We start from the raw sequence: 7,044 nt of genomic DNA on the forward strand, positions 1-7,044 counted from the left end.
TGTCCAAATAAAAAAACATACCCGGCGTATCAATAAACAAGACCAATAATGGTTGACTAAGAAAAAAAGCCCTCCAGTTTATTTGGAGAGCATTGACTCAATTCTGGATTGCACTAATGACATTAGCCTTTATAGCTAACTTGTCCAGTTTCAACCAATTCCTTCAGTCCCATAACCATTAATTTCAAGCCATGTTCAGATCGAGCAAAGCACTTAAAGGGAATGCCTTTTGTTTAAGGAGTATTGAATGCTTTTTTAGAAATGGTTTTATTTGCCCAAAAGTTTAAAGGATGAGGATTCACATTGAAAAAGGGTGAGGTCCGAAGACCATCACCTCAACATTTGACGGGGAACAACAAAACATATATGCTCCTTTATCTTAATCTTATGCCTGAATGCTTGACTGTTCGGTTTGAACTTTATTCCATCCCTCCTGACGGAACTCTTTTTCCCACTTCGAAACCACAATACAAGCGAGAACATGTCCAGGAGTATTACAAGCGGTGCGTGCCATATCCAGCACACGGTCAATGCCTGCTATAATTGCGACGCCTTCTGCAGGAAGCCCTACCGCTGAGGCGGTGGCTAAAAGGACAACCAGCGAACCGGATGGAACAGCAGCAATTCCTTTTGAGGTTGCAACAAGAACCCCCATTACAATCAATTGTTGGCCAAAATCCATCGGGATGCCATATGCTTGTGCTAAGAAAATAGAGCAAACAGAAAGGTACAATGTCGAACCATCACAATTCAGTGATAGCCCAGAAGGAATAACGAACGAAACAACACGTTTCGAACAACCGTATGCTTCCATTCGATCCATTAACTGAGGCAGAATGGTTTCCGTACTTGTGGTGGAAAATGCGATGAGGAACAAATCCCATACCATTCGAAACACTTTAAAGTAAGAAATCTTCAAGAACCAAGCAATTATTGGAAACAGTCCGAAAATAACAATAGCAAGCCCTAGATACACAACCCCTATCAACTTTGCCATAGGGATTAAAAGAGCGATACCATACTGTCCAACAGAGGCTGCCATGAGAGAGAGTACACCAATCGGTGCTGTTACCATGACCATTTGTGTCAGTTTAAACATGATATTTGCAACTGATTCCATAAACTTCATTGCCGGCTCTGACTTTTTGCCAATTGCTCCAGCAGCTGCACCAAATAGAATAGCGAAGAATATAACAGCTAATAAATCACTTTTTGCCATCGCATCAACAATGTTGCTTGGAATGATGTTAACAAGCATCGTTTTAAAATCGACAACTTTGGTAACGCTTTCATTCAATTGTGTGATATCTTTCTGGGCAAGATGGGACAAATTAAGCCCAGCACCAGGCTTTAAGATGTTAACAAGTAAAAGACCAATACCTAGAATCAGGGTGGTAATAAATTCGAACCAAATAATTGTTTTAAGTCCTAATGAACCCATTTTTTTCATGTTTCCGTCGCCTGATGAACCAATGACAATAGTTGTGAAAACAATAGGCACAACAATCATTTTAATGAGATGAATAAAAGCGTCCCCAATCGGTCTTAAGGATTGGCCAAGTTCAGGAAAAAAATGTCCGATAAGTGCCCCAATAAACAATGCAATTAACACTTGAAAAGCAAAAAACTTTTTCATAGGTTGCCCTCCCTGAACGAAAGATTAATAGCAATCACACAATATTTCAATAAATAGAATAAACTTTCTCTTTTGACTATTGAATGAGAAAGAAGAAATAGCTTTTAAAAATTGTTCCGGCTTATTCCATACAAAACCTCCCTCGTAAAAATATTTGTAAATATAGAAAATACTGTATCATTTTTTCAAAAAAAAGTAAATTATTGAATTACTATAAAGTTATAAGAATAAATTATTAATCCTGTTACGAATAAAAATTGCCCTTCCAACATAGGTGCAGCTTTGAAACAAAGTTTAATCATATTAATACAAGACCTATTGATAAATGAACAAATAAAAAGGGCTTGTTTTGAAAAAGATCAATCAAAACATGCCATTATACTATTAACCCCCCCTTTAGTCCCATAAGAAAGGCTGTCTCAGCAATCTTCCTTATTGAAGTAAAGCACCTTGTACATATCATCAATTTTCCAATACTTTTCTATTTCAGAAACAGACATGAAAACTTTATAATAGCAGCAATTTTCTTAAAATCATCTAAGTGTTTGTTAGTTTCTTCTGAATTAATTGCCTCAAGAAATAATGAATTTCATAGGCAAAACTCCTTAAATAAAAAAACTGCCTTAAAGACAGCTCCGATCTTCAGCTATGCACCTGTTAGTTTAAGTACATTTCTTCACCAGTCTTTTCAGTGACATTAACATAAATATCCACAAAAAAATCACCTCACCTTTATGGACTAGGAGTTAGGTGAGATAAATTCAATCAAACTTTACATAATCCCCTTCTTTGATTTGATTCTTTTCAAACCATCCAAGATTCACTTCAATTGCATAATGATAAGAAAGTTCTGGGTCATAGGTAGGGCATTTATCCTCTATACAAGGTTCCATATCAAGTATTTTTAAAATTTCCCCATCTGAATCAAGAAAAGCAATAGATAAAGGAATTAATGTGTTTTTCATCCAAAAGCCACCATATATTTTTTCTGAAAACACAAATAACATCCCCTCATTTTCGGGTAATTTTCCAACAAACATTAAGCCCTTTTCTCTTTTTCTTTGAGTATCTGCAACTTGAACGATTAATCTAGTTTCCCTGTTTCCACTGAGTATTTTTATCATTTTTGTTTTTATTCCATTTTTCATGTTCACTCACCTTCGAGTATTATTATAAGCAGGAAAGAAACTTGAAGTCTTTTTAAAAGAAGTTCATGAGATTGATATTTCCTTTTTTCGAAAAAACGTCTTTTCCCCTAATAATAAAAAGGAAGAAAGCTGGAGATAAACTAGGCAAGATTCTGGATCAAAAAATCCAGTTAAAGAGTGCGTAAACTCCGATTAATGCAAAGATAATTGTTAATATTATTATTGAGAAGCAACCAAAAATAACTAGCTTATCTTTGAATGGATCTTCAGGTTCTTCCAGCAAATTTTCTTTAACTTTATTTTGTATAGGGGAAATTACCTGGTCTAATTGCAGTCTTTTTAAAACTTCACTATCACCTTTAAATTTTATAGCTCTTCCTATTCTGATAGGATCGTTCCCCATAGATTTTTCGAATTGAATACACGCTTTTACCATTTCTGGTGACTTATTCTTTTCTAAATACCAGTATCGACCAGCCATTGAAGGGTATTTTAATGCAATATATATGTCCCCCAACTTTCTACGGAGGTCTAATTCATTAGGAAAGGTTGAAATTAACCCGTGTAGTCTATCCCGTGCTTTCCCTAAATCATTTTTTTCAATGTCCTCTTCTATCTTCTTTATAGTTTTAACAGGTATCTTATCTATAAAAAACACCTCATTCATCTTTGTTCTTTACGGTCTTTATTTCTCGACAGTTCAAAATATTTCCTCTTTTAACCAAATTGTCCTTTTAGTTTCAAAAGAAAACAACCTGGCTTATTGAAGTATAGCAACCGTTAGCACAACAAAAACTCCCCATTAAATCCACTCTTTTCCATGTTCACAAATGAATTTAATATCGTTTTGGTAATGTTCAAGATGCCCTTCGCCCTTCATCTATCATCTTTTGAAAAGCAATGTCACCTTCACTGGCTTTTCTTGTAATTGTTTTACATACCTCCTCTAATCGTAGCAATCCCATTTCCAAATACTCTTCTTCTATTCCCTCACCGTAAGATTCAAAATACGGTCTAACTCTTTGTTTTATACGGTACCCCTTTTTAATTAACCAATCGTCTTCAGAACATTTTTTAATTGTACGATATTGTTCTGTTCGCCGTCGTTCATCTTAAAAACGAAAACGGTATTAATGACATTGTTAAAGCTTAAATTGTAGTAGTGAATGTTTGTATAGTTATATAAGTCTATAAGCTTAGTATTCAATACTGCAATGGTATTGCTGATTTGCAAAAAATCTTGGATACTGCTGATTGATTTTATTTCCTTTAATTTATATGGTATTTGATTATTCTTAAGCCATTCGGTCACAGCTCTTGTATACATACAACCTATACTCAATACGAGCAATGTAATAGGTGTTTTCCAATCAAAATTGATGATATGGTCCTTACTTGAAATGATCTCGAATGTTTCAGTTGCAACGATGTCATAAGTTAAGTCTGGATATTTCTTAATAGGTTCACTAATGAGTGCACAATCTAATTCGGAATTGTGCACTTTTTGGTTTATGGCATTACTGGAATCTACAGCGAAATCCACATCCATTTGAATGTCGTTCATATTCAAAGTGTTCGCGATGTGGGCACCATAGATTTTCAAGGTTGTATGTGATGCGCCAAAATCCACTTTAGCGTTAGTTTGAAAGGAACCAATGTTTTGTAAAAATTCTTCGTACTCTTTGGCAATAAGTTGAAGATAGTTTTTATACTGTAATCCTACACTAGTGATTTTCAATCCTTGGGGCGTGCGATTAAAAACAAGTTTGCCAATTTCCGACTCTATTTTTTTCACTTTAGCCGTAAGGGCGGATTGAGTATAGTTCGTGATTTCTGCAGACTTACTTAAATTTTGACGATTTAATATTTCAATTTTCAATGCTATTTCTTTGATGTTCATATAGTTGGCACACCCTATAAAAAAAATTTATGAACCCTATCATTTTCCTCCATTTTACGCTTCTGGGCAGGCAGAGTAAACTCTAGTTAGCTTATAAGTAAGGGAGACTAGATAATGTTAGAAGCTAATAATAAGAATATATCCCACCGAATTCTTATTGAACGATACATCAAACATAGGGGGAGCATTAATGCATACATATTATAAATGGTTAATCGTATTGGTGGCCACGTTATCCCAAACTGCAGCAACTTTTGTGACATATGGCATGGGACCCATCGCTGCATTTTATCAAATTGAATGGAATTTAACACCGCTTCAAACAGGCTTCATTGTTTCAGCGGTCAATATTGGGCCGATGTTTTCAATGCTGGCATTCGGTTACTTGATGGATAAAAAAGGGGAAAAACACATTATCGGGTGGGGGACCATTTTATTGGGGCTCTCAGCTTTAACGCTGGTTTTTGTTAATGATTATATTGTATTGCTGCTTTTATTATTGTTGGTCGGTATATGGTACGGAAGTGCTCAAACCGGTGGAAGCACGGCCATCGTAAAATGGTTTCCAAACGAACATAGAGGGCTGGCTCTAGGGATAAGACAGACGGGAATACCGCTTGGAGGATCTTTAGCCTCTGCAGTTTTACCCTATACATATTATCATTTCAATTTGTCATCAGTTCATGTAGTACAAGGGATCGTAGCAATAATGGGAGGGCTGCTCTTCCTATTATTATATAACGAACCAGAAAGAACGAGTGAAACGGGATCAACCCCGGTCGGGTTCAAGGAGAAAATGAGTGTCATCAAAAATAATAAGGAGTTATATCCGATGTATATAGTAGGTGTTGTGATGATGTCATTACAGATGATTATCATTGCGCATTTTATGAGTTATTTGCACAATGAAGGGGGCTATCCATTAACAGAGGCAGGAAAATATTTAAGCGTCGTTTTAATAGGTGGTATGGTTGGACGGGTAGTCATCGCCTGGGCGAGTGATCAATTCTTTGAAGGTCAAAGGGAAAGATTATTGCTTATTGTGATGGCTGTTACCGTAATTCTTACAGTGATGCTGCCGCTCATCATGACTGTTGAAATGGAAATCTTGATGCTATTATTTTGTTTTCTTTTGGGCTTTGTAGCCATTGGTTGGTATTCCATTTTTATTGCTTGTATCACAGAGCAATCGGATTCCCGTTTTATAGGTTTAACGGTGAGTTCAGCATTGACATTAAATCAATTATTCATTGTCATAGCACCCTCTTTATTCGGATTAGTCGTTAATCTATTGAACAGTTATCAACAAGCCCTATATTGGGCCGGAATAACTGTAGCTTTGGGAGCGATTAATTTATATAGAGCAAAAATAAAAAAAAGAATGGATCATGGGATCACCACGAAGTTTGATCAAATTAATACAAACAACCTTGATAAATGAATAAATTGAAAGGGCATGTTTTGAAAAAAGATTAATCAACACATGCCCTTATTCTCTTTAATTGGATTATTCTTTTTAAAAAAATCGATCATTTTTTTTGTGTTCCTTAATCAGCTAACGCACTCGTTAGCTTAAGTACAATAATTCACAATCTTACTTTTTTAGATAAAAACTATTACTAAAAGTTTTATATTGTATAAATATTTTAAATATGAAAAAAAGCTTACTCAAAGAGTAAGCTTAACCTCTATAAACACTATCACATGTTGCAGGTTTTGGTTCATAAAAACAATGTTCTTTAAATTGACCAGTTTGAGGTTGATCATACCATGTTGGAGGGCATGGAGCATGTGGATTAAAATACCAAAGAGCATATCTAGCCGGATGCTGTCTCCAGTACTTCAAATTCTGTTCTGCTAATCTTCTTTCAATACCTCTCGCTCTTTGATAAAATACATTCCCTTTTTGAACAGCTTCAAAAGAATAATTTCCTCCTTGTACATGATAAATGACTTGTGGAATTGTTCTTAAACCTTTAAAGTCTAAACAATTAGCTACAAGACGATTTACAATTACATTTCCAACATATAACATTCCTTGTTGTCCTTCTCCTTCGGCTTCTGCTCTCATCATCCTTGCCATTAAGTCAACGTCTGAACTTCGGTAGCTTGCTCTTGCCATTTTTTCCACCCCAAAAATATTATATGAAAAATAGCCTACAGCCATGTCTTTTATTTATGTAATATAAAGTGCTTAGTTATAAAAACTTACAGCTTTTAAGTAAAATGAAAACTATTGCATTCTTTTTTCCCTTTATTCAACTAAACTGCCCCTTTAGTTCCATAATCGAGTAGGAGGAGGCGCCTAGCCTCCGACCTCTCACACCACCGTACGTACCGTTCGGTATACGGCGGTTCAG

General features: G+C 35.5%; 6 protein-coding genes and 1 pseudogene. 1 reads left to right on the top strand and 6 read right to left on the bottom strand.

Annotation, left to right across the window (positions count from 1 at the left end; all coding sequences use genetic code 11):
• Window positions 1-385 precede the first annotated feature (385 nt).
• From N9I19_RS23440 to N9I19_RS23460, 5 genes and pseudogenes are all read right to left on the bottom strand, one after another.
• Window positions 386-1,636, bottom strand: coding sequence for a dicarboxylate/amino acid:cation symporter (locus tag N9I19_RS23440; protein ID WP_317779150.1), 1,251 nt, complete (start codon window positions 1,634-1,636; stop codon window positions 386-388).
• A 761-nt stretch (window positions 1,637-2,397) separates the two neighbouring features.
• Entirely contained in the window at window positions 2,398-2,784 is a 387-nt protein-coding gene (locus N9I19_RS23445; RefSeq protein ID WP_317779151.1) for a DUF192 domain-containing protein, read from the bottom strand.
• 157 nt (window positions 2,785-2,941) lie between these two features.
• The gene (locus tag N9I19_RS23450; protein ID WP_317779154.1) at window positions 2,942-3,433 is read right to left on the bottom strand and encodes a DUF6584 family protein; all 492 of its coding nucleotides are present in this window, start codon (window positions 3,431-3,433) and stop codon (window positions 2,942-2,944) included.
• Window positions 3,434-3,586: 153 nt separating this feature from the next.
• Window positions 3,587-3,818 (bottom strand): annotated as a pseudogene (locus tag N9I19_RS23455) (aminoglycoside phosphotransferase); the annotation flags it as partial.
• Window positions 3,819-3,832: 14 nt separating this feature from the next.
• Complete coding sequence (locus tag N9I19_RS23460) at window positions 3,833-4,684, bottom strand: LysR family transcriptional regulator (RefSeq protein WP_317779152.1); 852 nt, start codon at window positions 4,682-4,684, stop codon at window positions 3,833-3,835.
• Between the two features lie 190 nt (window positions 4,685-4,874).
• Between N9I19_RS23460 and N9I19_RS23465 the strand changes: the two genes are divergently transcribed.
• Window positions 4,875-6,125, top strand: a complete 1,251-nt coding sequence (locus N9I19_RS23465; RefSeq protein WP_317779153.1) for an MFS transporter — start codon at window positions 4,875-4,877, stop codon at window positions 6,123-6,125.
• A gap of 240 nt (window positions 6,126-6,365) precedes the next feature.
• On the opposite strand, the gene N9I19_RS23470 is transcribed toward N9I19_RS23465, so the two are convergent.
• Window positions 6,366-6,806, bottom strand: coding sequence for a cell wall hydrolase (locus tag N9I19_RS23470; RefSeq protein ID WP_061464990.1), 441 nt, complete (start codon window positions 6,804-6,806; stop codon window positions 6,366-6,368).
• Between the last annotated feature and the right edge of the window lie 238 nt (window positions 6,807-7,044).

It is taken from the genome of Peribacillus sp. CSMR9, from assembly GCF_033141925.1.
Taxonomy (GTDB): domain Bacteria; phylum Bacillota; class Bacilli; order Bacillales; family DSM-1321; genus Peribacillus; species Peribacillus simplex_A.